Consider the following 22,842-nt stretch of genomic DNA (forward strand, 5'->3'; position numbering starts at 1 on the left):
GTGCCCAGTGAGCCACAGTTTCGCTGTGCCAGGTTACTTTTCCGGCAAGTGGCATTTTCCTGCCGTGTTCAGTTCCACCAGAACAGGCTCAGCGCGGCCGTCACGCTCACCACGACGCCGAGACCCGCGAAGCCCGCGACGCGACCATTCCGCGCATCGGCCACCCGCTGACAGAGCAGGGCGACCACCGTCGCGACCGGATGTCCGATCAGCATCAGCGGTCCCGGCCCCGGAACACCGGTGGACAGGCAGATCCCGGCGATCGAAAGCACGCACACCGCGAGGACGACCATCCCGGCCGCGAGCGAACCGGTCAGCCCGCGCCAGAACCGGCCGCGCCCGGACGCCGCGGAAACGTCCGGTCCCACGGGCAGCGGTGCGGTCGCGAGCTCTTCGGTGTCCGGTGACGACACGTCCTCGCCTGTCCAATCGTCGGGTTTCGAGCTAGGGCGCCAGCAGCTCCCACGGCTGGGATGCCGGTCCGGCCTCCTGGCCTGCCGCGCAGCTGGGCCGGAAGTCGCACCATGAGCAACGGCGGCTCGGGCGCGCGGGGAACAACACGTCCTCGTCGCCGCCGGCGTTCAGGGTATCCGTTGCCAGCCGTAGGTCCCCGGCGGTCTCATCGGCGCGCTGGAGATGCCGTTTGAGGCTCTGCTCGGTGTGCTCGGCGGCCGCGATGGTGCCCGTGGGCACGTGATGCAACTCGACCTGGTAGCACGGCGCCCGCAACGTTCTGGCGGCCGCGACCGCGTACAGCGCCAAAGCCTGCGAAGAGCGCGCCTCGTAGTCGTCCGGCTCACGACGACCGGTCTTGTAGTCGATGATCACCAGCTCCCGGCCGCGCTGGTCGATGCGGTCGGCGCGGCCTTCGATGATGAGGCTGGGCCCGCTGCCCGGTTCGAGCGTGACGGGCGCCGAAACCCAGCGCTCCAACCCGACCGGATCGACGCTGACGTCGTTGTGCTCGACGTACTCCGCCACCCACCCCTTGGCACGCGCGCGATAACGGGCGGCCTGGCCGGTGTCTTCGAACCCGGCGTCCTTCCAGTGCTCGGCGACGAGCGCCATCGCCCGCTGCGGCACGCGCTTGATCACCGGCAGGTCGAACAGCGCCCGCAACGCGTTGTGCACCACCGCGCCGAGCGTGCTGTGCGCCCACGCCCCGGTGCGGGTCGGGGACGGGCGGTCGAGGTACGACATGCGGTAACGGCGCGGGCAGTCTTCGAACGTCGCGAGGCGCGCGGGCGAGACCTTCGTCAGCTTGCGCGGTGCCTCGACGCCGAAGTCGAAACCAATCTGCTCCATCGGATCACCCCGCCCGCAACGCTACGCACCCCCACCGACACTTTTCGAGGGGATCCCCAGGGAGAGAGCAAGGGACCTTTGCTATCGCTTGCGCCTGGGCAGGGTCCGTGAAGGCCCCCTTCCCTACCGTCAGGGTCAGGGCCCCGGCAAAGTCGAGGTCTTGCGGGTCAGGCGGCTATCCGTCGCTGCGTGAGGCTGACGATGAAGGAATTGGGACGTTGAGTGTCCCCATTCCTCCATCGTCGCGGGGTCACACCGGTTGCGGAGCTTGATCAACAAGGGTTCAGGGGGATATGCCCCCCGGCACACGCCCGAGCGGGGAAGATTTCGGACGTTCAACGTCCCGAATCCTCCCCACTCGGGCCTGGCAGGCACTAGCGATGCCAAGCTCGAATCACCATCAGCAGCGCTGCGACTTTGCCGGGACCCTGACCCTCAAGTAGGGAAGGAGGCTTCACGGCATGCCAAGAGAGAGCAAGGGACCTTTGCTATCACCCGCGTTGTCGCCAGGGCACGCAGGTGGGCTGAAGGGGCCCATGACCGCATCCGACGCGGTGAAGGGAGCTTTCGCTTCATGACATGAGAGGAAAGTCCCCTTCAGCCCCCGTCACGTGCCCGCGATGAAGCCCTTCACCGAGTTCGCCACCAGCTCGACCGCGATGGCTGCCAGCAGCAAACCGGCGATCTTCGCCAGCAGCGTGATCCCGCTTTCCTTGATCAGCCGGATGACCACGCCCGAGTACCGCATGCACAGGTACAGCACGAAGTGCACCGTCACGATCGAAAGCGCGAGAGCCACGTACGCGCCGGGGTGCCCATCGGCCTGCCGTACGAAGACGATGGTCGCGGCGATCGCGCCCGGACCGGCGAGCAGCGGCGTTCCGAGCGGCACCAGCGCGACGTTGACGTCGTCCCCCGCCGCCTCGGCCTCACCGCCGGTGTTGCCGGTGAGCAACTGCAGCGCGATCAGCAGCAGCAACAGCCCGCCCGCGCCCTGCAACGCCGGGATGCCGATGCCGAGGTACGAAAGGATCGCTTGCCCGGCCACCGCGAACAGCGAGATCACCAGTAGCGAGACCAGTACCGCCTGCCGCGCGGCCTTGGCGCGGAACGCCACCGACTTCCGGCCGGTCAGACTCAGGAACACCGGCACCGTGCCGGGCGGGTCCATGATGACGATCAGCGTGATCGTCGCGCTCATGAACAGGCGCGCGTCGAAGAAGTCCGTGATCGTCACCGGGTCACGACCTCGTATCCGGTCGACCGCGAGACGAGTTCCTCCAGCGCGAGCGGGTCGGTGGTCTCGTCGCCGAGGTCGATGGTCTTGTTCGTGCCGTGGTAGTCGCTCGACCCTGTCCGCACGAGCCCCAGTTCCCCCGCCAGCCCGTGCAGCCGGACGCGGGTCTCCTCGTCGTGGTTCGGGTGGTCGACCTCGACGCCGGTGAGCCCGTGCCCCGCCAGCGCCGCGAGCACATCGACGGTGATGGTCGCGCCGCGCGTGTAAGCGAAGGGGTGCGCGATCACGGTGACCCCGCCCGCGTCCGCGATCATGTCGATCGCGTCCTCCACGAGCGTGTCCTGACGCGCCACGAAATACCCGCTGCCGTTGCCGAGATAGCTCCCGAAGGCTTCGTTCACCGACGAGACGACGCCGCCGCGCACCAGGGCCTGCGCGAGATGCGGCCGTCCGGCCGAACCGTCCTCCGGTAACAGCGACATGACCTCGTCGGGATCGACAGGCAGACCGTCGGCGGCCATCCGCTCGGCCATCACGCGCAGCCGCCACCGCCGCTCCGACCGCAGCCGGGTCTGCTCGGCGACCAGCGCCGGCGACGCCGGGTCGAAGAGATACGCGAGCAGATGGACGCTGACGTGCCGCCCGGTCACCGGATCGACGGAGATCGTGGACAGCTCGGCTCCGGGCACCAGGGAAAGGCCGGGCGGGAGGGCCTCGGCGGCCGGGGCCCAGCCGGCCGTGGTGTCGTGATCGGTGATCGCGACGACGTCGAGGCCCGCCTTCGCGGCGGCGGCTACCAGCCCGGCAGGGCTGTCGGTGCCGTCGGAGGCGGTGGAGTGGGCGTGCAGGTCGATGCGCATCAACTGTATTGTCTATCGCGCTGATCAGGGCCGCGCTGCCAGGGCGCGACTAAAGTGCCCTACGTCGCCATCGCGGTAAGGGCGCCCTGCCATCGCGCCCCTGAGGCCTGGCGGCCAAAAGGCGCGCGACTCCAAAAGATCAAAAAACTCCGGTCACCTCAGTCGAGGCAGGGGCTGCTGCGGCGTCGCCAGTCGGGATAGGCGGCTAGCCGACCTTCTTCTTGCCACGCGCCGCACGCTGCGCCTTGATCATCGAGAAGCGCTCGGCCTGCTTCTGCTTGTCGCCGAAGACGAGTTCGGAGATCGTGTCGTAGAACTCTTCCGGCCGCGGCAGGTAGTCGATGCGGTTCAGCGCCTGGATCTGACCGGCCGACTCGACCACCATCGTCCCGTATCCCACCATCCGGCCCCAGGCCGAACGCTCGTACGTGAGGTCGGTGACCTTGGTGATCGGCATCATCAGCACCTTGGTGGTGAAGACGCCGGTGGTCATCACGAAGCGTTTGTCCGTGACGACCAGCCGCTCGACCCACCACTCCATCACCACGTACGCGAAGCGCAGGATGACGAGCAACGCGGCATACCAGAGGATGTTCTGGATCACCCACGCGGCGGGCGGCAAGAGGTAGGACACCAGTACGCAGACGGCCAGCAACGCGGCCGTCTCGAAGGTTTCCCACAACAGCACAGCCCAGTGACGGCGGATCCTGATGACCCGCCGCTCGGTGTCGAGGAGATACTCGTCTGGATCGCGTGGTGCGAACATACCGATAGAGTATCCGCTCCTTCGCTAGCTGAAGACGCTGCTGACGAAGGTGATCACCGATTCGGCCGAGTCACGCAGGAAGCCGATGATGTTTCCCACGAGGCCCGCCGCCTGACCTGGCTGCGCGATCACGAAGAACAGCACCAACGCGATTCCTGCGAAAGTGAGGAGCTTTTTCGCGTTCACAGCGATCAATCCTGTCTCTTACGGTGACTGACTGCGGATACTGACCATTCATTTTGTACCGCACCTTCCACCCGCGCGGGAGGGAAGTCCCGCGCTTGGGTCAGTCGGCGAGGGGAAGTGTACCGTACGGCTACTCTCCGTGTACAGGACAGCCGTTGTCAGGGCGCCCGCGTCTACCATTCGGGAATGAACACCGTGTCGAACAGCACCGTCCGCTGTGTCGGCGGCATCGTCCACGACGAACGCGGTCGGATCCTGCTGATCCGGCGCGCGAACGAACCCGGACGGGGACTGTGGTCGGTCCCCGGTGGCCGTGTCGAACCCGGCGAAACGGACGAAGCGGCTGTCATTCGCGAGATGCGCGAAGAGACCGGATTGAACGTGATGCCGGGCACATACGTGGGCAACGCGTGCCGCGGCCGCTACGACATTCACGACTACGCCTGCTCGGTCACCGGCGGCACTCTCCGTGCCGGGGACGACGCCGACGACGCCCGCTGGATCGACGCCGTGACCTTGATCGAACTCGATGAAAGCGGCCGATTGGCCGAACTCCTGCTCGTCACTCTCCGCGACTGGGGAGTGCTGCCAACCGCCGATGGCTCACCGGAATGACAACCGCCGTGCCCGATTTGACGAATAGCATGTGATTAAACAGCGCAAGAGGTGAAAATTAACCTTGTCGATGCTTTACCGACGTCTCCCGGGGAGCCGAAACCTTAAACCGGGAGCCAGGTCATCCGCTGTCCGTGCGGCGCCGTCCTGGCCAGTGCGCGCGCGTCCGGGGTCCCGTCATCCCAATGGACGAGTCCGAGCACGGCCGATCCGCCGTTGGTAGCGGCCAGTTCGGTCCGGCCGGGGAGCAACGGCTCCAGCGCGGCGGCGTAGAACTCCTCGCTGACCCACCACAGCGGCCGCGCGGCCGCGAGTTCGCGCAAGGCGTCGAGGAAGTCGGCCCGCCGCTCCCCCAGATACGCCAGCACGTGACTGGTCAGCACCACGAGGGGGACATCCGAGGCCACGGTGGCGGCCGCCGAGGCGAGGTCGTCGACGGCGTCGCCGGTGATCAGCTCCGGCCGCTGCTTGGCCTGCGCGGCCGCGGCGGTGCGCAGGAGCCGGATCCGGTCCGGCTGGTCGGCCCAGACGCAGGCTTCGAGCCAGGCCAATTCGTCCTCGTCGGTCAAGTCCACCGGGGCACGGTCGAGGCCGGCGCGGGCGGTGACCGTCAGCTTCTTGGGCACCTTCGGTGTGACGGCGCCAGGCGCGAGGTCGAGCGCGCAATGCAGGCCCACAGCGGCCTTCGCGGGCCCTGCGGTGAGCTGCTCGCCGCCGTCGCACTGGTAGCGGTAGGCGTACCTGTCCAGGCCGAGGAGCAGCCCGGCGCTACAGCCGACCTCGAGCAGCGCGATCTTGCCACCTGCCTGCTTCGCCGCCGCCGTCACCGCGGGGTAGAGCAGTGCGGCGCGGCGGACCTCGTTGGTCTGCGTGTACCGCGAGGAGATGATCGCCCGTGCCCGGTCCGCCCGGTCCAGCAGGAACGAGCGGAACAGCGGCCACGTCTCCGAGTCCACGCCGTCGAAGCCGCCGACGGACGGGTAGTACCGCGAGAGCGGGTGGATCGGGTCGGCCTGGATGAGCCGGTGCGCGGTCGCCAGGAGCAGCGTGCCGCGCGCTTCACCGCCGCGCGCGTCGGTCAGCAGCCCGGCGACGTCGTCGTCCTCGGCCGCCTTCGCCGCCAGGTGCTCGTACAACGGCGAAACACCGGCCGCCTCGACCGTCGCGAACTTCCGCAAGCGGCTCTTGATCTCATCCAGCCCGATGGGCATCGACGCGCTCCCTCTTCGTTCGTGACACCCGTTATTCGTGCGGCACGGGACGGCCGGGCTGTTCGCCACCCCTGGCGTCACCGTAGGACTGTTTCGGCACCATCACCTTGCGACGGAACACACACACGATCGTGCCGTCCTGCTTGTAACCGCGGGTCTCGACGTAGACGACGCCACGGTCGTCCTTCGATTTCGAAGGCGTCTTGTCCAGCACCTCGGTCTCGCCGTAGATGGTGTCGCCGTGGAAGGTCGGCTTCACGTGTTTGAGCGACTCGACCTCGAGGTTCGCGATCGCCTTGCCGGACACGTCCGGCACCGACATGCCCAGCAGCAGCGAGTAGACATAGTTGCCGACCACGACGTTCTTGCCGAAGTCGGTGGTCTCCCCGGCGTAATGCGCGTCGAGGTGCAGCGGATGGTGGTTCATGGTGATGAGGCAGAACAGGTGGTCGTCGTACTCGGTGACCGTTTTGCCCGGCCAGTGCTTGTAGACGGCGCCGACCTCGAACTCTTCGTAATAGCGACCGAACTGCACCCAGTCCTCCTGCACGAGTAACGCGGCGTGAGCCTGGAACGACAGGCTTTCGTGTTGAGGAGTACCCTCGACCATTGGTGTCGGGTCGTCAACGCGACCCGCACCACTGTGCAACCGTCCGCCGAGCCGAGGAGGTGAGGAACCCGATGTCCAGTGGCGATACTCCGCTTCCTAGTAGTCGCAGCGTTTCCGCCTTCACGCCTCGCCGGATCCCCACCTGGCAGGGCTGACGAAACCGGGAACGCTGGCCTAGCCGAGCGGCCCCCCGACCGCTTGGCCCGTCGTCTTCGCGCACAAACGCACGACGTCTGCCCAGGAGATCCCATGCCTGCCATTCCCTCGCTCGGCGGCCTTCGCGGCCGGAGCAACGGCCGCGCCAAAAGCGTCGCCGAGCGCCCGCTGCCCGTCCCCCTTTCGGCGTACGTCGTCGACTGCGCGGTGTACGTGGAAGGCAAGCGCCTGCCCGGCCGCTGGTCGCACTCCGAGGCGATCAAAGAGGTGCGCAAACGGCACGCCGGGTTCGTCTGGATCGGCCTGCACGAGCCCGACGCGGTCCAGATCCAGGGCATCGCCGACACCTTCGGCCTGCACGAACTGGCCGTCGAGGACGCACTCGAAGCACACCAGCGGCCCAAGCTGGAGCGCTACGACGACACGCTGTTCATGGTGCTGAAGACGGTCCGCTACGTCGAACACGAGTCACCCGCGACGGCGAACGAGATCGTCGAGACCGGCGAGCTGATGGCGTTCCTCGGCCGCGACTTCGTGATCACCGTGCGGCACGGGAACCACTCGGGGCTCGCCAGGCTGCGCCGCGAACTCGACCAGGACCCGGAGCGGCTCGACCTCGGGCCGTCCGCGGTGCTGCACGCGATCGCGGACCACGTCGTCGACCACTACCTCGATGTCACCACCGCGATCGAATCGGACATCGACGAAATGGAGACGCACGTCTTCGCGCCGCGCTCCAAGGTGAGCGCCGAGCAGATCTACTTCATGAAGCGCGAGGTGCTGGAGCTGCGCCGCGCGGTCATGCCGCTGGGGACTCCGCTGCAGCGCCTCGCCGAGGGCTACACGCGGCTGATCCCGGACGAGGTCCGGTCCTACTTCCGCGACGTCTCCGACCACCTCACCACGGTCGCGGAGCGGGTCGCGAACTTCGACGAACTGCTGACCACCCTGGTGGACGCGACGCTGGCGAAGATCACGCTCCAGCAGAACACCGACATGCGCAAGATCACCGCGTGGGCGGCGATCATCGCGGTCCCGACGGCGCTGGCCGGCATCTACGGGATGAACTTCGACTACATGCCGGAGCTGCACTGGCGGTTCGGCTACCCGATGGCGATGACGGTCATCTTCGGCGTCTGCATCCTGCTTTACCGAATATTCCGGAAGAACCGCTGGCTCTGACCTTTCTTCCCCATTCGGTAGTTGCGGAGTTCCCTCATGCCAAGGATCCTGACCAACCTCAAGTTCTGGGCGCTGGCCTTCTGCGTCGTCTGGCTGGGCATCGTGATCGCGATCATCGCCAAGGACCCCGCGTTCGCGCACGGCCCCAAGTAGCGCCGCCGGCATTACCCTGGGGCGTATGAAGGCGCTGGTCGTCGCGGACGAGGTCGAGGAGCGGTTGTGGACGTCCGCCGTCCACCACCACCGGGCCGACCTCGTCATCGGTGCCGGCGACCTGCCGTACGACTACCTCGAGTTCCTGGCGAGCGCGCTCGACGTGCCGTGCGTGTTCGTTCCGGGCAACCACGATCCCGACCTGTCCGGCTACACGCGCTACGGCGGACTGTCTTTGAAGGACGGTATCCCCGCGGAGTGGCCGGGTCCGGCGGGCGGGGTGAACGCGGACGGCCGGATCGTCGACATCGGCGGGCTCCGGTTCGCCGGGCTCGGCGGCTCGGTCCGCTACAACGACGGCCCGAACCAGTGGACGCAACGCCAGCAGGCGCGGCGTGCGCGGCGGCTCGTGCGCCGGGCGCGGTTCCGCCGCTGGCGGGACGGGCGGGACGTCGACGTCCTGCTCACCCACGCGCCGCCACGGCACTGCGGCGACCGTGAGGACCCGCCGCACCGCGGTTTCGACTGTCTCCATCGCACGATCGAGTCACTGCGGCCGAAATGGTTGCTGCACGGGCACATCCACCCGCACGGTGCACCCGTGCCGGACCGGGTGGTCGGCGGAACCACGATACGCAACGTGGTCGGGCACCGGATCATGGAGTTCCTATGAAGGACACCGGATTTCCCCGGGCGGACGCGGAACACGACTTCCTCCGCGCACGACGGCGTCAGGTGCTGTCGCGGCTGGCGAACTGGCTGCGCGGCGAACCCGACGACGTCAACATCATGCTGCCGTTCCACGAGGTGGTCGACGCGCTCGGCTACCTCGGCGAACGGAAGATCGGGGCGCGGGTGATCCGGCTCGATTCGATCGTCGGCAGCGTCGACCGCGGCCGCGACTTCGACCGCCGCTTCCGCCCGACGTCCGGCCGCGTCCGCGAACGCTGGGAACGGCTGGCGCTCGCGACCAGACGTGGCGAGTCGATTCCGCCGATCCAGGTGTACCGCGTCGGTGAACTGCATTTCATCATCGACGGGCACCACCGTGTTTCGGTGGCGCACGCGATGGCACTGTCCACAATAGAGGCGATAGTCACCGAGGTGCGGACCAAACTGGACCCGAGCGGGATCCGGTACCGCGGCGACCTGATCGTCAAGGACTACCGGCGGCTGTTCCTGGAACGCGTTCCGCTTTCCGGGCACTCGCGGGCTTCGGTGGTGTTCACCGATCCGTGGGACTACGCGCGGCTCGGTGAGCACGTGGAGGCTTGGGGTTTCCGGCTGATGCAGGACGAAGGGCACTACTCGGACCGCGCGACGCTGGCGCAGCGGTGGTTTGACGAGGAGTTCGTCCCGGTGGTGGCGATGCTGCGGCAAGCGGATCTGATCGGCGACCGCACCGACGCCGAGGCGTATCTGTGGGTGGCTTCCGAACGGTACCGGCTGATCCGGACGCACCGGTGGGACGACGAGGTCTTCGAGGCCGTGCGCTCACAGTCCCGGTGACGCCTCCCCCGCGTGAGCTGAACGGGACTTTCAGTGCAAATTTTGCACTGAAAGTCCCGTTCAGCTCATCCTCCAGTTGCTACATGTGGACGGCGACCGGGGCGTCCGAAGAGGCGGCCTTCGCCGGGGCACCCGACCGCAGCAGCAGCCCGCAGATCACCGCACCCGTGACGAAGATCCATCCGCCCCACACGAAGGCGGTCGTGTAGCTGTGTACGGCCGCTTCAGCCGCGAGTTGCGGCGAAGGCGTCTTCCCGACCATAAACGACGTCGCGGCGTTTCCGGCCAGCGTGCTCAGCAGCGCGGTCCCGATCGAGCCACCGACCTGCTGCGCGGTGTTGACCGCCGCCGACGCGACACCGGCGTCGTGCGTGTCGACCCCGAAGGTCGCGACGCTCATCGCGGGCGCCATGGCGAGGCCGATACCGACACCCATGATCATCAGCGGGAACAGCACGCCGCTGGAGTAGGTGCTGGTGGTGTCGATCGCCGAGAGCCAGAACAGGCCCAGACCGGCGATCAGCATTCCCAGTGAAACCAACGGTTTCGCGCCGAACTTCGGCAACAGGACGGCTGTCGCCGACGTCGCGCTGGCCATCAGGGTGGCGACCATCGGCAGGAACGCGACCCCGCTCTGCACCGGCGTGAACCCGAGGTTCAGCTGGATGTAGAAGGTGAGGAACAGGAAGATCGAGAACATCCCGATGGCGAGCAGGAACATCGCGAGGTACGAACCGCCGCGGTCGCGGTCGAGCAGGACGCGCAGCGGCAGGAGCGGGTGTTCGGCCCGTTGCTGGATCGCCACGAACGCCACGATCAGCACGACACCGGCGGCGAGGAAACCCCACACCGAGATCGCGGACCATGAGTCGCGTTCGGCGTTCGCGAAGCCGTAGACCAGCGCGAACAACCCGGCCGACGCGGTGATCGTGCCCGGGATGTCGAGCTTCGGGCGCGGTCCGTCGGTCTCGGAGTCCTTCAGCAGCACGGCCGAGCCGGCGAACGCGATCACCGCGAAGACGATGTTGACGTACATCGACCAGCGCCAGTCGAGGTACTCGGTCAGCACGCCGCCGAGCAGCAGGCCAATCGCCGCACCGCCACCACCGATCGCGCCGAAGACCCCGAAGGCCTTGCCTCGTTCCTTCGGGTCGGTGAAGGTCGTGGTCAGCAGCGAAAGGGCGGCCGGGGCGAGAAGCGCGCCGAAGACACCCTGTGCGGCGCGGGCGATGAGCAGCATTTCGATGCTGGTGGCGGCGCCGCCGATCGCGGACACGATGGCGAAACCGGCGAGTCCGACGAGGAACGCGCGTTTGCGGCCGAAGAGGTCCGCGAGCCGCCCGCCCAGCAGGAGCAGGCTGCCGAACGCGAGCGCGTAAGCGGTGACGACCCATTGGCGGGCGTCGTTCGAGAAGCCGAGGTCCTGCTGCGCCGACGGGAGCGCGATGTTCACGACGGTGGCGTCGAGTACCACCATCAGCTGGGCAAGACCGATCATCACCAGGATCAGCCATCTCCTGGCGTGGTGCGGGTTGGCGTGCTGCGCGGCCGCGTCCCCCGACGGCGTGACGACAGCGGCGGATGAGTCAGACATACGGGTGGTTTCCTCACCGATAGTGACCAAGAGGCTATGTGGAGTAGGTATCTCCCCTTTTCGTCGCCAAGGTACCCGAAAAGCGGAGAAGCGTCCTCTACTTCATTTGTTAAGCTGGACGAATGGCTCGGGACCTCGCTCCCGCCGCATCGGCGCGGCCGCTGCGGCGCGACGCTGAACTCAATCGGCAGCGCATCATCGCGGCGGCACGCGATGTCTTCGGCGAGCGCGGGCTCGAAGCGACACTCGACGACGTCGCGCATCACGCCGGCGTCGGCGTCGGCACCGTCTATCGGCGCTTTCCGAGCAAGGAACACCTGGTCGAGGCGATGTTCGTCGACCAGTTCGAGACGATCCGCGAGTTCGCCGAAGAGGCGCTTCGCGCCCAAGATCCGTGGGAGGGCTTCACCGGCTTCACCTGGCGCGCGGCCGAACTGCACGCCGGTGACCGCGGGTTACGCGAAGTCATGCTGTCGAACGTCTTCGGCCACGAGCGCGTCGCCGAGGCGAAAGCACGCATGGTGCCGTTGATCACACAGCTCGTCGAGCGGGCTCAGTCGGCGGGCGTCCTCCGCGCGGACGTCGTGCCGACGGACATGCCGCTGCTGCACCAGATGATCGGCTCGGTCATCGAGTTCACGCACGGCATCCAACCGGACCTGTGGCGCCGGTGCCTCGCCTTGCTGCTGGACGGCCTGCGCGCCGAACCCGGCCGCGCCACCCCGTTGCCGCATCCGCCGCTGGACTTCGAGGCGCTGGACGAGGCGATGTGCTCCTTCCGGCTGCCCAAACTGCGCTGACCCGCCCGCAATTAGTCCTCTGGTTGCGGTCCCACCCCCGCCGCCAACCCCGAACTCGCGTGCTTGGACGCGGAACTCGCGTGTCCAGACGGACAACACGCCCGGCGCCACGCGTGTCGTCCACCCACTCACGCGAGTTCGCCATCTAGACACGCGAGTTCCGCCTTCAAGCACGCGAGTTCCGCGTCCAGTCACGCGGCGCGGAGCGAGGCCCACGCAAGTAGTCCTCTAGTTGCGGTAGTTGCGCGTGCAAGTACCGCAACTAGAGGACGAAACGCGGTCAGGGGAGCTTCGGGAACACCGCGACGGCGACTTCCCGGGCCGCCGCGCACGTGGCGTCCTCCGGCGCCCCGTCGACGCCGACCACCGAGAGCAGTGCCTGCTCGACTCGCTCCGGCGTGCCAGGGATCGGCCGGTGCGTGATCACCTGGCAGAACGCGCCCGACGTGGTGACCTGGACCTGACGCCCGCCCAGCGCCTCCGTCGCGCCCGGCGTGGTGTCCGCCCCCACCGACAGCGACACGCTGACCTTGCCTCGGATGCAGTTGTGCCCGGACAGCGCCGGGGCCGGTTTGGTCTCCGCCCCGGCGGCGTCGTCGAGTTCGTGCTGGTCGAGCAGTGCGCAGGGGGCGACGCGGCCCCAGGAGCGCTGGTCGAGGTTCAGCCGCCCGACCTTCCGCGCACCGATCACCCCCGCCGCGCTGCCGACCGTCGCGTCGGCGAACCGGCAACGGTCGGCCTGGTCGGACGGGTTCTCGTTGTCGGAGGTGACGACGACCGACAGCCGGATCCCGTCGGCGAAGGTCAGCAGCCGCGTGCAGGTGGTTTCCTCGTTGAACGTCGACTGCTGGACGCTGACGCCCTCCGGCAACGCCCCACCGTATTCGTAAGGCCGATTGTTCGGATCCTGCCCGGAAGTGATCGGGCCGGTGGTCACGGTGTAGCGATTGGCGCCCTCGACGAATTCCAGACGGCAGAACTCGAAGGAGGTCAACGGCGGTTTGACCGCGTTTCCCCCGCCGATCACCTTTTTCTGGTCGACCAGGCTGCAGTAATCGAGCGACGAGTAGTCCCCGAGCGCCTCGGAGGCGGTCAGGGCCTCGTCGCGAGCCGTAGTCGGCGACGACGTCGCCACCGGTTCCGGGGTGGTACAGGCCGCGGCCAGGAACAGGCCACAGAGGACCGCGATCAGTCTGTTCGAGGGCACCGGAGCAGTATCGTCAAAAGAACCGGGAACACCACCCCCTACGGGCGAAGAACACAGGGTCTTCGACGTTTTCCCAGGTGGGTGCTTTACCGCGATTTCACGCCCTTAGGGGTGTGTTTCGTTCCGTGGTGGGATGCGATCTCGCCGCCGGGCGACGAAAATGGGTTTCACACACACCGGATCGGATCCACCGATTCCGACCCACCGTGACGACCGAGAGGGAAGAACCCGTGAGCAACCCCGTAGCCGCCCGCCTGACCAGACCGCGACAGGGCCGCATGATCGGCGGCGTCTGCGCCGGTATCGCCAAACGCTTCGGCACCACGCCGGGCAAGGTCCGCCTGCTCGCCGTGCTCTCCTGCCTGCTGCCGGGCCCGCAGTTCATCGTCTACATCGTGCTCTGGCTCGCCCTGCCCGAGACCGACTACTGATCCAGGGCAGGACGAGCTTGAGTCAAGCCCGGGAACGCAGCTCCTCCTTTGAGAGCGGCGGCGGGGGCCTGGATGGATCAGTCGGTGTAGGTCAGGTTCTTGCCGCTGGCCCCGTCGAACAGCTTGATCTTGTCCGCGTCGAACCACAGCTCTACGTTCTGGTTCTCCGCGGCCGAGGACGCCGCCGAAAGGCGGGCCACGATCTGCGACTCCGAACCGGGGACGTCCGAGGATCCGCTGTCGGCGGCGAGATCCGCGAGGTCGGATGACGACGCGGCCTCACCCTCGACCGAGAAGTGCGCGAACTTCTCGGAACCCATCGACTCGAGGACGTCCACATGGGCGGTGAACGTCGCGCCCTCGCGGGCGGACGCGTCCACCAGTGCGGCGTCCTCGAAGTGCTCCGGCCGGATGCCGACGATGACCTCGCGGGGCGCGTCGGCGGCCTCGACCAGCCGCCGGACCCGGTCGGTGAGCGGGATCTCGCCCAGCGCGCTGCGGGCGACACCGTTCTCCAGCGTCGCCGCGACGAAGTTCATCGACGGGCTGCCGATGAACCCGGCGACGAACAGGTTCGCCGGGTTGTCGTAGAGGAACTGCGGCGACCCGATCTGCTGCACGTAGCCCGCCCGGAGCACGACGACCCGGTCGCCGAGGGTCATCGCCTCGGTCTGGTCGTGCGTGACGTAGAGCGTCGTCGTGCCCAGCTGCTTCTGGATCTTCGACACCGAGGTCCGCATCTGACCGCGCAGTTTCGCGTCCAGATTGGACAGTGGCTCGTCCATCAGGAACGCCTTGGGGTTACGGACGATCGCGCGTCCCATCGCGACCCGCTGCCGCTGCCCGCCGGAGAGGTTGGCCGGTTTGCGGTCGAGGTGCCCGGTCAGGTCGAGGATCTTCGCGGCCTCTTCGACCTTCGCGCGCACGGTCTTGTCGTCGACCTTGGCCAGCCGCAACGGGAACGCCATGTTCTCCCGCACGCTCATGTGCGGGTACAGGGCGTAGGACTGGAACACCATCGCGATGTCACGGTCCTTCGGCGCCTTTTCGTTGACGCGCTTGCCGTCGATGCGCAGTTCGCCGGAGGAGATGTCCTCCAGGCCGGCCACCATGTTCAGCGTCGTGGACTTGCCGCAGCCGGACGGCCCGACCAGGATGATGAACTCACCGTCGGCGATCGTCATGTCCACTTCGGACACCGCGAGGGCGCCGTCGGGGTACTTCTTGGACACCTTCTCGAGAACAATTTCAGCCATGGGTCAGCCCTTCACCGCACCGGACGTCAGCCCCGCCACGATGCGACGCTGGAACAACAAAACGAACAAGATGATCGGGACGGTGATCACCACGGCGGCCGCGGAGATCGTCCCGGTGGGGTCTTCGAACTGCGAGGACCCGGTGAAGAACGACAACGCCGCCGGGACCGTCCGCGAGGCCTCGGTCGAGGTCAGCGAGATCGCGAACAGGAAGTCGTTCCAGCAGAAGATGAACACCAGGATCGCGGTGGTGAACACCCCTGGTGCGGCCAGTGGCGCGATCACCTTCCGGAACGCCTGTGCCGGGGTCGCGCCGTCCATCTTCGCCGCCTTTTCCAGCTCCCACGGGATTTCCCGGAAAAACGCGGAAAGCGTGTAGATCGACAGCGGCAGCGCGAACGTGATGTACGGCAGGATCAACCCCGGCCAGGTGTCGAACAACCCCAGCTCACGTTCGATGTTGAACAGCGGCGTCACCAGCGACACCTGCGGGAACATCGCGATCAGCAGCGACATCCCGACCAGCAGTTGCTTACCGGGGAAGTCCAGCCGCGCGATCGCGTACGCCGCCATCGTGCCGAGCACGACCGCGATCACCGTCGCGATGATCGCGATCCCGATCGAGTTCACCAGTGCTCGGATGAACTCCGTGGTCTCGAAGATGTCCGCGTAGTTCTGCCACGTCCATTCCTGCGGGATGAAGTACCCGTCGTCCAAGGTCTCCTTGGTCTTGAACGAGAGGGACACCACCCACAGCACCGGGAACAGCGCGAACACCAGGACCAGGAGGTCCACCACGCCCCATTTGAGTTTGCGGCCGGGAGTGACCGCTCCACCGATGGCCATCAGCGTTTACCCCCGTTGTCACTACCAGGTGCGGCCGTGCCGAACACCTTGATGAAGATGAACGCGATGATCGCCACCGTGATGAAGATCAGCACCGCCATCGTCGATCCGATCCCGAGGTTCAGCCCCTTGACCAGGTTGTTGTAGGTCTGCATCGACACCGACGACGTGTCCTGCGCGCCATTCGTGAGCACGAAGATGTTGTCGAAGATGCGGAACGCGTCCAGGGTGCGGAACAGCAGCGCCACCAGGATCGCCGGCTTCATCACCGGCAGCATCACCTTGGTGAACCGCTGCCACGCGGTCGCGCCGTCCATCGACGCGGCCTTGAGCAGGTCGTCCGGTACCAGCGCCAGCCCAGCCATCAGCAGCAGTGCCATGAACGGCGTCGTCTTCCACACCTCGGCCAGCACGATGATCGCCAGCGAGGGCCAGTACTCGGTCAGCGGCGCGGTGTCGGGGAAGAACAGATTGGCAAGATACCCCGTGTCCGGCGTCCAGGCGTAGTACCAGGAGAACGCCGCGACCACCGTCACGATGCCGTACGGGATCAGGGCGACCGTCCGCACGAGGCCCCGTCCGACGAGCGTCCGGTGCATGATCAGCGCCAGTCCCATGCCGAGGACGAACTCGATCACCACCGAAACGATGGTCAAGCCCATCGTCGTCCCGAACGCCGTCCACCAATAGCCGTTGGACAGTACCGCGATGTAGTTGTCGAGCCCGACGAACTCCTGCTGCGCGGGGAACCGGAGGTCGTAGCGCTGCAGGGAAAGCCAGATCGAGTAGATGATCGGATAGCCGGTGACGGCGATCATCACGAACGCCGCCGGGGCACACAGCCAGAGCCCGAGTCTGCGCTCGGCCTTCTTTCCTTCGCTGAGAACGAGTTTCGCCTTCTTGCCCGGCTCGCTCTCGGTCGCCGAACCGGCGGTTTCCTGCACGGTCACGGGATCACTCCCTTCGACTGGAGCGCGTCGGCGAGCTGCTCCCGCAGCTTCTCCGCCGTCTTCTGCGGATCGATTTCAGAAGGCGGGGAGAGTAACTTCGACAACACGGTCGAAGCGTTCTGGTACGCCGGGGTCAGCGGGCGCACCGCGGCGTCCTTGAGCGCGTCCAGGATCGTTTCCCGCATCGGGTACTTCGTGTCCATGCTCGGGTTGTCGTCGCTCTGCGGCGCGGTCGCGTCGAGCGGCACCGTGTCCGTGTAGAGCGATTCGAGCGTCGGCGGGACACCGTCCTTGAGCGCGGAGAACTTCTGGTTCTTCTCGTTGCGCAGGCACAGCGCGACCTCGTAGGCCTCGGTCTTGTGCTTCGAAGTCGAGCTGACCGCCAGGTTGTAGCCACCGATCGTGGTCTTGGCGGGCTTGCCTGCCTCGAACTCCGGATAGGTGGTCCACTTGAAATGCTGCAGCTCGTCCTTCTTCTCCTTGGCGTAGGAGGCGTAGACGAACGGCCAGTTCAATTCGAAGGCCGCGTTGCCGCGCTGGAAGGACTGGCGGACCTCGTCCTCCTTCGAGTTGGTCAGCGACGGGTCGGTGACCCCGGCCGTGGTGACCTTCTTGAGCATCTCCAGCGCCTTGATCGCGCCCGCGTCCATCACGACCGATTTGCCGTCGTCGGAGAGGATCTTGCCGCCCGCCGACTCGACGAGCGTGTTGTAGATGACGACGAGGCCTTCGTACTGCGCACCGGTGAACACGATGTTCGCCGGTTTGCCCTGCGCCTTGAGCGCCTGGGCCTGTTGGATCATCTCGTCCCAGGTCTTCGGCGGCGTCGGCGTCAGCCTGTCGTCGTACCAGAGCAGCTGGACGTTGGTGTTCTTGGTCGCCGCGTAGAGCTTTCCGTTCCACGTGGCGGTTTCGAGCGGCCCAGGCAGGACACCGGCGGTCGCCTCGGCTTTCGCCTCCCCGGTCCACTCGTCCGCCCAGCCCGCCTCGGCGAACTCGGAAACCCAGGTGACGTCCAGCCCCAGTACGTCGAGTGAATCATCGCCGGCCGCCAGCCGGCGCACCATCTGTTCCCGCTGGCCGTCGGCCGGTCGCGGGAGCTTGTTGTAGACGACCTCGTACCGCCCGTTCGAGGCCTTGGTGCATTCGTCCACAACGGACTGGAAGTTGTCTTCGGGCGCGTAGTAGACGTTGATCTTGAGTCCGGCGTCCGACCCGCAGCCCGCCAGCAGGCCGACCGTCAGCGCCGTCGCGCCGAGTAGCGAGCCGGTGCGGCCCGGTGAGCGGCCCCTCCGGCTCGCGCTCATCCTCTTCCCCATGAGGCCTCCTCGCCCGCGCACGCCTGGGAGATGGCGGCGCTAGGACGCGTTGAAGAAGCCGCGCGCCAGCACCCCGACGTGCTAGTGCTCGGGCGAGCACGCTGGAGTACGTGACCGCCCGACTGGTGTTGTGCAACCTATTCCGGGCGATCTACGCCCGCAAGCAGTATCGGTAACGATTCAGCGGACCGCACGACGAACAGGTGAACCAGTACCGCCGAATGTCAGTGGTCCGGTCCCCGCGTCACCCCGGCGAGCGCAGCGCGAGCTGGGCGAGGAGCTCGCGGCCCTGCTCGGCCGTACGCGGCTGGCAGAGCACGTCGTAGCGGCCCGCGACCAGCTGGCTCGCGGAGGAGAAGTCGCGGCGGGACATGCCGTAACTGATCGCCGCGAAGACCGTCCACGCCAGGATGCCGAGCACGAGCCCGCCGATCATGGGCTGCCACGCGAAGCCCTGGTTGTCGAACATCCCCAGCAGCAGCCCGATGATCAGGCCGAACCACGCGCCCGACACCGCGCCGGTGCCCAGCACGCGGCCCCAGCTCAGCCTGCCGACGACGCGTTCGACGAGCATCAGGTCGACGCCGACGATGGTCACATCGGTGACCCCGAACTCCTTTTCCGCGAGGAAGCCGACGGCGTGCTGCGCTTCGCCGTACGTCGCGTAGGAGCCGATCGGCCAGCCGGAAGGCGGCGTCGGCAGTCGGGGCAGTCCGCCTGCGGCACGTCCGCCTCCGCCAAAGGGAGCACTCACGTAATCACCTCTCGCCCGTCCCGGTCCATCTTCTCAAGGACGGGCGAAAGGCGCGAACGTGAGCTGAAGGACGCCATCCCCGCATCGGACGCGGCGAAGGGAGCTTTCACCGCATGAGACGCGGGGAAAGCTCCCTTCAGCTCCCATTCAGGACCGGGACTTGTACTCGCGGAGCAGGCCGCGGCTGATGATGGTCTTCTGGATCTCGCTGGTGCCCTCGCCGATGAGCAGGAACGGCGCCTCGCGCATCAGGCGCTCGATCTCGTACTCCTTCGAGTAGCCGTAGCCACCGTGGATGCGGAACGAGTCCTGGGTGACCTCGGCGCAGTACTCGCTCGCGATCAGCTTCGCCATCCCGGCCTCGACGTCGTTGCGCTCGCCGGAATCCTTGAGGCGGGCGGCGTTGACCATCATCAGGTGCGCGGCCTCGACCTTGGTGGCCATCTCCGCGAGTTTGAACGCCACCGCCTGGTGCTCGGCGATCGCCTTGCCGAAGGTCTTGCGCTGCTGGGCGTACTCCACGGCCAGTTCGAACGCGCGGATCGCGATGCCGCAGGCACGCGCGGCGACGTTGACGCGGCCGACCTCGACACCGTCCATCATGTACGCGAAGCCCTTGCCCGGCGCTTCGCCGAGGACCTTGTCGGCACCGATCTCGTAGCCGTCGAAAACGGCTTCGGTGGTGTCGACGCCCTTGTAGCCCATCTTGTCGATCTTGCCGGGGATGGTGAGGCCGGGAGCGACCTCGCCGAAGCCCTCGGGCTTCTCGACCAGGAACGTGGTCAGGTTTTGGTGGGCCTTCTCGGCACCCTCGTCGGTCTTGACGAGCAGCGCGATCAGGTTGGAGCTGCCGCCGTTGGTGAGCCACATCTTCGAGCCGTCGATGACGTAACCGTCGTCGGTCTCGCGGGCGCGGGTCTTGATCGCGGCGACGTCGGAACCGAGGTCCGGCTCGGACATCGAGAAGGAGCCGCGGACCTCACCGGTCGCCATGCGCGGCAGGAAGTGCTGCTTCTGCTCCGGCGTCCCGTGACGGGTGATCATGTGCGCCACGATGAAGTGGGTGTTGATGACGCCGGAGACACTCATCCAGCCGCGCGCGATCTCCTCGACCACGAGCGCGTAGGTCAGCAGTGATTCGCCGAGGCCGCCGTACTCCTCCGGGATGGTGAGCCCGAACAGGCCCATCTCCTTCATCCCCTCGACGATGTCGGTGGGATAGGTGTCGGAGTGCTCGAGTTCCTGCGCGCGCGGGATGACCTCCTTGTCCACGAACTGGCGGACCGTGGCCAGGATTTCGGACTGCACGTCGGTCAAGCCGGCGGTCTGGGCGAGGCGAGCCATCGTTGCTCCCTAAATTCGCGCGCACCGGGCTCCCGGCGCTGGGTTACCGGTGAGTATGACGCGTGGCCGGGGACCTCGCTATGAGCGCAGTCACGCGTACGCCATCCGTGATCATGGCACTACAGTGACAGCCCGATCACAGTCCGAGGGGGACGAACGTGGCTCAGCAGCCCTTTGGTGGATTTCCACCGCACCAGCAGTACGGCTTTCCGCACCAGCCTCCGGCGCGGAGCAAGGACTCCGGTCTGGCGATCGCCGCCCTGGTCTTTTCACTCTTCGGGCTGATCGGACTGGTGTCGGTGATCCCGGGGATCGTCATGGGCCACGTCGCCTTCGCGAAAGCCCGGCGCGGAGAGGTGGGCGGCAAGGGCATCGCGCTGGCCGCTTTCGTCGTCGGCTACCTGATGATCATCCTGTACGCCATCGCGATTCCGGTCGTCCTGAACATCGCCGCGAAACATGGGGCGTTCCGCTAGCGATACGGTCCGGTGCCGGCGAGGGGACCATCATGACGAATCCGTACGACCCGTACGGGCACCAGCAGCAGGCTTCCGGGCAGTTCGAACAGCCCTACGGACTCCAGCCGTACCAGCCTCCGCAACACTTCTACGTCCAGCGGACCTACGTGCGGCCGCCGGACCAGGGCATGGCGGTGGCGTCACTGGGCTGCTCGGGCTGGTCATGTGCTCCCGGCGTTCCTGGGGTTCATCTTCGGGCACATCGCGCTTTCGAAGGCCAACCGCGGCGAAGCGGGCGGCAAGGGCATGGCACAGGCCGGGATGATCATCGGGTACGTCATCACCGGACTGTGGCTGATCCCGGTCATCCTGTGGTTCGTGGTCGTGGTGTTCGCGGTCGGTGCCGCGGGCGTCTCGTGACCCGTTGCCGGATACGGTGGGGTCTCGCACGAACCAGGGGGCCAACCGGATGAGCAGTTCCGACTCGCAGGACACGCCGTCGACGTCGTCCTACACCGACTCGAACACCTTCTCGGATCCGACGTCCGCGTCGGAAACGGTGTCGAGCCCGACGCCGGCGGAACCGCGGCAGTTCCAGCCGCCCGCGCCCTTCACGCCGCCTCCGCCGTTCGAGCCGCCCGCTCCGTTCGAGGCTCCTGGTTCGGCTCCCGCTCCCGTGGAGCCGTACGCGCAGGCCATCGACCCACTGACCGCCGAGCCCGTCCCGCAGCCCGAGCCTTCCTTCGCGGCTCCGGACCCTTCGGTTCTTCCGGTGTACGCGCCCGCGCCTATGCCGGTCGCGTATCCGCCGCAGCCGTACAACCCGTACGCGGCGTCGGCACCGCAGCGTCCGCAGGACAACGGGATGGCGATCGCCGGACTGGTGTGCTCGCTCGTCGGGATCTGCTCGTGCGTGACCGTGATCGTCGGGCTGATCCTGGGGCACATCGGGCTGGCGAAGGCAAACCGCGGCGAAGCGGGCGGGCGCGGCATGGCGCTCGCGGCGGTGATCATCGGCTACGTCGTCCTCGCGCTGTACGTCGGGTTCTTCGGGACGTTGATCATTTTGGGTGTCAACGGCGAGTTGGACTGAAGGGTTGAGGTTCCCCGGAAACCGGACACCGGGGTTTTAGCCGCGAGGTCCGGTTCCCGGGGGGACCTCATTCCGCCGCGTGTCGTCCGTCCAGTCACGCGAAACCGCCATCCGCGCACCGGCAAGTACGGACCTCAGACATGGTCGGTTCCAACCGTCGCTACCACTCACGAGCCCTGGTCCGCATCGTCTGGTGAGCGAGGCGCGGGCGCCACCTGACTATTGGCCTCCGGCGTCTCCCTCCTCGGCGTGTTCGCGTCGAGGAAGCGCAGCAGTTCCACCGGGAACGGCAGGACCAGCGTCGAGTTCTTCTCCGCCGAGACCTGCACGACGGTCTCCAGCAGCCGCAACTGCATCGCCGCCGGGGTGTCGGCCATGGTCGCGGCCGCCTGCGAAAGCTTGTGCGACGCCTGCAGTTCGCCGTCGGCCGAGATGACCCGGGCGCGCCGCTCGCGTTCGGCTTCGGCCTGGCGTGACATCGAGCGTTTCATCGACTCCGGCAGTGCGACGTCCTTGATCTCGACCCGGTCGATGTGGATGCCCCAGTCCAGCGCCGGGCTGTCGATCATCAGCTCCAGGCCCTCGTTGAGCCGTTCGCGGTTGGACAGCAGGTCGTCCAGCTCGCTCTTGCCGATGATGGACCGCAGCGACGTCTGCGCGACCTGGCCGACGGCCGAGCGGTAGTCCTGCACGTTCACCGCGGCCAGCACCGGGTCGACCACCTTGAAGTACACGACCGCGTCGACCCGCACACTGACGTTGTCGCGGGTGATGCCGTCCTGCGCGGGGATCGGCATCGTGATGATCTGCATGTTGACCTTCTGCAGCCGGTCCGCGAAGGGCACCAGCAGCGCGAGCCCTGGTTCCCGGACGGTCGCGCGCACCCGGCCGAACCGGAAGACCAGACCGCGTTCGTACTGTTTCACCACGCGCAGACCGGTCGCGAGCCAAGCGCCGCCCGCGACGGCGATCGTACCGAGAATCTCCACCACCATGGCCA

General features: G+C 67.0%; 26 protein-coding genes. 9 read left to right on the forward strand and 17 right to left on the reverse strand.

Features of this window, described 5'->3' with window-relative positions; genetic code table 11:
- Nucleotides 1-68: 68 nt before the first annotated feature.
- From ACM6LR_RS00615 to ACM6LR_RS00640, 6 genes are all read right to left on the reverse strand, one after another.
- Nucleotides 69-413, reverse strand: coding sequence for a hypothetical protein (locus ACM6LR_RS00615; RefSeq protein WP_414935595.1), 345 nt, complete (start codon nt 411-413; stop codon nt 69-71).
- Nucleotides 414-444: 31 nt separating this feature from the next.
- Nucleotides 445-1,305 carry a PD-(D/E)XK nuclease family protein gene (locus tag ACM6LR_RS00620; RefSeq protein ID WP_414935596.1) on the reverse strand — a complete coding sequence of 287 codons (861 nt, stop codon included), beginning with the start codon at nt 1,303-1,305 and terminating at the stop codon, nt 445-447.
- A gap of 607 nt (nt 1,306-1,912) precedes the next feature.
- Nucleotides 1,913-2,542, reverse strand: a complete 630-nt coding sequence (locus ACM6LR_RS00625; protein WP_409492778.1) for a MarC family protein — start codon at nt 2,540-2,542, stop codon at nt 1,913-1,915.
- Nucleotides 2,539-3,402, reverse strand: a complete 864-nt coding sequence (locus ACM6LR_RS00630; protein ID WP_414942968.1) for a PHP domain-containing protein — start codon at nt 3,400-3,402, stop codon at nt 2,539-2,541. The genes ACM6LR_RS00625 and ACM6LR_RS00630 overlap by 4 nt, the downstream gene beginning before the upstream one ends.
- A 205-nt stretch (nt 3,403-3,607) precedes the next feature.
- Nucleotides 3,608-4,168: a PH domain-containing protein gene (locus tag ACM6LR_RS00635; RefSeq protein ID WP_414935598.1), complete on the reverse strand. Its 561-nt coding sequence runs from the start codon at nt 4,166-4,168 to the stop codon at nt 3,608-3,610.
- 24 nt (nt 4,169-4,192) lie between these two features.
- Nucleotides 4,193-4,354, reverse strand: coding sequence for a hypothetical protein (locus ACM6LR_RS00640; RefSeq protein WP_169812906.1), 162 nt, complete (start codon nt 4,352-4,354; stop codon nt 4,193-4,195).
- A 186-nt stretch (nt 4,355-4,540) separates the two neighbouring features.
- Here ACM6LR_RS00640 and ACM6LR_RS00645 point away from each other — a divergent pair, with 186 nt between their 5' ends.
- Nucleotides 4,541-4,969 carry an NUDIX hydrolase gene (locus ACM6LR_RS00645; RefSeq protein WP_414942969.1) on the forward strand — a complete coding sequence of 143 codons (429 nt, stop codon included), beginning with the start codon at nt 4,541-4,543 and terminating at the stop codon, nt 4,967-4,969.
- A 104-nt stretch (nt 4,970-5,073) separates the two neighbouring features.
- On the opposite strand, the gene ACM6LR_RS00650 is transcribed toward ACM6LR_RS00645, so the two are convergent.
- A complete protein-coding gene (locus ACM6LR_RS00650) occupies nt 5,074-6,180 on the reverse strand; it encodes a DUF2332 domain-containing protein (RefSeq protein ID WP_414935600.1) in 1,107 nt (368 codons plus the stop codon).
- A gap of 31 nt (nt 6,181-6,211) precedes the next feature.
- Nucleotides 6,212-6,715, reverse strand: coding sequence for a MaoC family dehydratase (locus ACM6LR_RS00655; RefSeq protein WP_414935601.1), 504 nt, complete (start codon nt 6,713-6,715; stop codon nt 6,212-6,214).
- A 324-nt stretch (nt 6,716-7,039) separates the two neighbouring features.
- Here ACM6LR_RS00655 and corA point away from each other — a divergent pair, with 324 nt between their 5' ends.
- The 3 genes from corA to ACM6LR_RS00670 all read left to right on the forward strand — a co-directional run bounded on the left by corA (nt 7,040) and on the right by ACM6LR_RS00670 (nt 9,790).
- Nucleotides 7,040-8,128, forward strand: coding sequence for a magnesium/cobalt transporter CorA (gene corA / locus ACM6LR_RS00660; RefSeq protein WP_414935602.1), 1,089 nt, complete (start codon nt 7,040-7,042; stop codon nt 8,126-8,128).
- A gap of 178 nt (nt 8,129-8,306) precedes the next feature.
- Nucleotides 8,307-8,954: a metallophosphoesterase family protein gene (locus tag ACM6LR_RS00665; RefSeq protein WP_414935603.1), complete on the forward strand. Its 648-nt coding sequence runs from the start codon at nt 8,307-8,309 to the stop codon at nt 8,952-8,954.
- A complete protein-coding gene (locus tag ACM6LR_RS00670) occupies nt 8,951-9,790 on the forward strand; it encodes a chromosome partitioning protein ParB (protein WP_414942970.1) in 840 nt (279 codons plus the stop codon). Before ACM6LR_RS00665 ends, ACM6LR_RS00670 begins: the two co-directional genes overlap by 4 nt.
- Nucleotides 9,791-9,869: 79 nt before the next feature.
- On the opposite strand, the gene ACM6LR_RS00675 is transcribed toward ACM6LR_RS00670, so the two are convergent.
- A complete protein-coding gene (locus ACM6LR_RS00675; protein WP_414935605.1) occupies nt 9,870-11,384 on the reverse strand; it encodes an MFS transporter in 1,515 nt (504 codons plus the stop codon).
- A 122-nt stretch (nt 11,385-11,506) separates the two neighbouring features.
- Between ACM6LR_RS00675 and ACM6LR_RS00680 the strand changes: the two genes are divergently transcribed.
- On the forward strand, nt 11,507-12,184 hold the full coding sequence (locus ACM6LR_RS00680) for a TetR/AcrR family transcriptional regulator (RefSeq protein WP_414935606.1): 678 nt from the start codon (nt 11,507-11,509) through the stop codon (nt 12,182-12,184).
- 280 nt (nt 12,185-12,464) lie between these two features.
- On the opposite strand, the gene ACM6LR_RS00685 is transcribed toward ACM6LR_RS00680, so the two are convergent.
- Entirely contained in the window at nt 12,465-13,391 is a 927-nt protein-coding gene (locus tag ACM6LR_RS00685) for a hypothetical protein (RefSeq protein WP_414935607.1), read from the reverse strand.
- A gap of 230 nt (nt 13,392-13,621) precedes the next feature.
- On the opposite strand from ACM6LR_RS00685, the gene ACM6LR_RS00690 reads away from it, so the two are divergent.
- Nucleotides 13,622-13,822 carry a PspC domain-containing protein gene (locus ACM6LR_RS00690; RefSeq protein WP_414935608.1) on the forward strand — a complete coding sequence of 67 codons (201 nt, stop codon included), beginning with the start codon at nt 13,622-13,624 and terminating at the stop codon, nt 13,820-13,822.
- A gap of 77 nt (nt 13,823-13,899) precedes the next feature.
- Here ACM6LR_RS00690 and ACM6LR_RS00695 read toward each other — a convergent pair whose 3' ends face one another.
- The 6 genes from ACM6LR_RS00695 to ACM6LR_RS00720 form a co-directional block, all read right to left on the reverse strand.
- Nucleotides 13,900-15,078 (reverse strand): ABC transporter ATP-binding protein, encoded by a 1,179-nt coding sequence (locus ACM6LR_RS00695; protein WP_414935609.1) that lies wholly within the window; start codon nt 15,076-15,078, stop codon nt 13,900-13,902.
- A 3-nt stretch (nt 15,079-15,081) separates the two neighbouring features.
- On the reverse strand, nt 15,082-15,924 hold the full coding sequence (locus tag ACM6LR_RS00700) for a carbohydrate ABC transporter permease (protein WP_414935610.1): 843 nt from the start codon (nt 15,922-15,924) through the stop codon (nt 15,082-15,084).
- Nucleotides 15,924-16,874 (reverse strand): carbohydrate ABC transporter permease, encoded by a 951-nt coding sequence (locus tag ACM6LR_RS00705; protein WP_414935611.1) that lies wholly within the window; start codon nt 16,872-16,874, stop codon nt 15,924-15,926. Before ACM6LR_RS00705 ends, ACM6LR_RS00700 begins: the two co-directional genes overlap by 1 nt.
- Nucleotides 16,871-18,193 carry an ABC transporter substrate-binding protein gene (locus tag ACM6LR_RS00710; RefSeq protein WP_414935612.1) on the reverse strand — a complete coding sequence of 441 codons (1,323 nt, stop codon included), beginning with the start codon at nt 18,191-18,193 and terminating at the stop codon, nt 16,871-16,873. Before ACM6LR_RS00710 ends, ACM6LR_RS00705 begins: the two co-directional genes overlap by 4 nt.
- 244 nt (nt 18,194-18,437) lie before the next feature.
- Entirely contained in the window at nt 18,438-18,947 is a 510-nt protein-coding gene (locus ACM6LR_RS00715) for a general stress protein (RefSeq protein ID WP_414942971.1), read from the reverse strand.
- A 147-nt stretch (nt 18,948-19,094) separates the two neighbouring features.
- Complete coding sequence (locus ACM6LR_RS00720; RefSeq protein WP_414935614.1) at nt 19,095-20,291, reverse strand: acyl-CoA dehydrogenase family protein; 1,197 nt, start codon at nt 20,289-20,291, stop codon at nt 19,095-19,097.
- Between the two features lie 158 nt (nt 20,292-20,449).
- Here ACM6LR_RS00720 and ACM6LR_RS00725 point away from each other — a divergent pair, with 158 nt between their 5' ends.
- The 3 genes from ACM6LR_RS00725 (at nt 20,450) to ACM6LR_RS00735 (ending at nt 21,842) form a co-directional block, all read left to right on the forward strand.
- On the forward strand, nt 20,450-20,767 hold the full coding sequence (locus ACM6LR_RS00725; RefSeq protein WP_414935615.1) for a DUF4190 domain-containing protein: 318 nt from the start codon (nt 20,450-20,452) through the stop codon (nt 20,765-20,767).
- 207 nt (nt 20,768-20,974) lie between these two features.
- On the forward strand, nt 20,975-21,169 hold the full coding sequence (locus ACM6LR_RS00730; RefSeq protein WP_414935616.1) for a DUF4190 domain-containing protein: 195 nt from the start codon (nt 20,975-20,977) through the stop codon (nt 21,167-21,169).
- A 49-nt stretch (nt 21,170-21,218) separates the two neighbouring features.
- Nucleotides 21,219-21,842 (forward strand): DUF4190 domain-containing protein, encoded by a 624-nt coding sequence (locus ACM6LR_RS00735; RefSeq protein ID WP_414942972.1) that lies wholly within the window; start codon nt 21,219-21,221, stop codon nt 21,840-21,842.
- Nucleotides 21,843-22,009: 167 nt separating this feature from the next.
- On the opposite strand, the gene ACM6LR_RS00740 is transcribed toward ACM6LR_RS00735, so the two are convergent.
- Nucleotides 22,010-22,837 carry a slipin family protein gene (locus ACM6LR_RS00740; RefSeq protein ID WP_414935618.1) on the reverse strand — a complete coding sequence of 276 codons (828 nt, stop codon included), beginning with the start codon at nt 22,835-22,837 and terminating at the stop codon, nt 22,010-22,012.
- Between the last annotated feature and the right edge of the window lie 5 nt (nt 22,838-22,842).

The sequence above is a fragment of the Amycolatopsis sp. cmx-11-32 genome, assembly GCF_047608695.1.
Taxonomy (GTDB): domain Bacteria; phylum Actinomycetota; class Actinomycetes; order Mycobacteriales; family Pseudonocardiaceae; genus Amycolatopsis.

Bases quoted from the DNA above. Each gene is read 5' to 3' on its own strand.
- ACM6LR_RS00620 (WP_414935596.1), bottom strand. From the start codon at position 1,305: ATGGAGCAGATTGGTTTCGACTTCGGCGTCGAGGCACCGCGCAAGCTG.
- ACM6LR_RS00630 (WP_414942968.1), bottom strand. From the start codon at position 3,402: ATGCGCATCGACCTGCACGCCCACTCCACCGCCTCCGACGGCACCGAC.
- ACM6LR_RS00635 (WP_414935598.1), bottom strand. From the start codon at position 4,168: ATGTTCGCACCACGCGATCCAGACGAGTATCTCCTCGACACCGAGCGG.
- ACM6LR_RS00645 (WP_414942969.1), top strand. From the start codon at position 4,541: ATGAACACCGTGTCGAACAGCACCGTCCGCTGTGTCGGCGGCATCGTC.
- ACM6LR_RS00650 (WP_414935600.1), bottom strand. From the start codon at position 6,180: ATGCCCATCGGGCTGGATGAGATCAAGAGCCGCTTGCGGAAGTTCGCG.
- corA (WP_414935602.1), top strand. From the start codon at position 7,040: ATGCCTGCCATTCCCTCGCTCGGCGGCCTTCGCGGCCGGAGCAACGGC.
- ACM6LR_RS00665 (WP_414935603.1), top strand. From the start codon at position 8,307: ATGAAGGCGCTGGTCGTCGCGGACGAGGTCGAGGAGCGGTTGTGGACG.
- ACM6LR_RS00670 (WP_414942970.1), top strand. From the start codon at position 8,951: ATGAAGGACACCGGATTTCCCCGGGCGGACGCGGAACACGACTTCCTC.
- ACM6LR_RS00675 (WP_414935605.1), bottom strand. From the start codon at position 11,384: ATGTCTGACTCATCCGCCGCTGTCGTCACGCCGTCGGGGGACGCGGCC.
- ACM6LR_RS00680 (WP_414935606.1), top strand. From the start codon at position 11,507: ATGGCTCGGGACCTCGCTCCCGCCGCATCGGCGCGGCCGCTGCGGCGC.
- ACM6LR_RS00695 (WP_414935609.1), bottom strand. From the start codon at position 15,078: ATGGCTGAAATTGTTCTCGAGAAGGTGTCCAAGAAGTACCCCGACGGC.
- ACM6LR_RS00700 (WP_414935610.1), bottom strand. From the start codon at position 15,924: ATGGCCATCGGTGGAGCGGTCACTCCCGGCCGCAAACTCAAATGGGGC.
- ACM6LR_RS00710 (WP_414935612.1), bottom strand. From the start codon at position 18,193: ATGGGGAAGAGGATGAGCGCGAGCCGGAGGGGCCGCTCACCGGGCCGC.
- ACM6LR_RS00720 (WP_414935614.1), bottom strand. From the start codon at position 20,291: ATGGCTCGCCTCGCCCAGACCGCCGGCTTGACCGACGTGCAGTCCGAA.
- ACM6LR_RS00735 (WP_414942972.1), top strand. From the start codon at position 21,219: ATGAGCAGTTCCGACTCGCAGGACACGCCGTCGACGTCGTCCTACACC.
- ACM6LR_RS00740 (WP_414935618.1), bottom strand. From the start codon at position 22,837: ATGGTGGTGGAGATTCTCGGTACGATCGCCGTCGCGGGCGGCGCTTGG.